The sequence below is a fragment of the Siminovitchia jepli genome (genome assembly GCF_047228825.1).
In the GTDB taxonomy this organism is placed as follows: domain Bacteria; phylum Bacillota; class Bacilli; order Bacillales; family Bacillaceae_C; genus Siminovitchia.
The window spans coordinates 1-667 of record NZ_JBFEGN010000220.1 but is presented as its reverse complement, the minus strand read 5'-3'; the positions used below and the strand labels follow the sequence as shown (position 1 = coordinate 667).

1 protein-coding gene is annotated in these 667 nt (G+C 49.3%); it reads right to left on the bottom strand.

The genetic code is table 11. From position 1 onward, the window contains the following. Positions 1-115: 115 nt before the first annotated feature. On the bottom strand, positions 116-568 hold the full coding sequence (locus AB1L08_RS22475; RefSeq protein ID WP_413066788.1) for a general stress protein: 453 nt from the start codon (positions 566-568) through the stop codon (positions 116-118). Positions 569-667: the final 99 nt, after the last annotated feature.

Here is a 667-nt window from a genome sequence, read left to right as displayed (position 1 = left end):
GAAGTGAGGTTTTTTTGTTACCACGCTATAAGCTCTCCGGAACCCCCGGCATAGCCAGGGGTTTTCTAAACCATTAACAAAAAAATCTTCCGCACATGCGGAAGATTTTTGCTTGTTACAATAATGGATCTTTCTTCTCTTGATCAACAAGGACAAGAATTTTTCCCTCGTTTACATATTCGCTGTACTGTCGCGCCTCATCTTCCGGTATGCCCATTCCGATCAGGGCCCCCGCCAAACCGCCTACACTGGCGCCTGCCGCCGCTCCTGTTATTCCGGCAACGATTGGGCCGGCTGCAACAACCGGGCCGATTCCCGGAATAGCCAATGTTCCGAAGCCTGCCAATACGCCGCCGAGTCCACCAAGAACCCCTCCGGTTGCAGCTCCGGCCGCCGCTCCTTCCGGTGCCTTCGTATCTGTTTCTTCAGTAATATGATCGGCATCTTCTTTGTTTTTGCTGATGACGGAAATATCCTCGTTGCGGTACCCTTCCCTTTTCAATTTTTCTATGGCATGTACAGCTTCCCGCTCTGTATCATAATATCCGACAACATATTTTTCCTGCATACAATCTCCTCCTCTTTATGATATAGACTCTCGGCATTCGCCGAGTTAGATGGGTCAAAGGATCTCTTGACCCAACTGTTTGATTCCCCTCCTACTTTG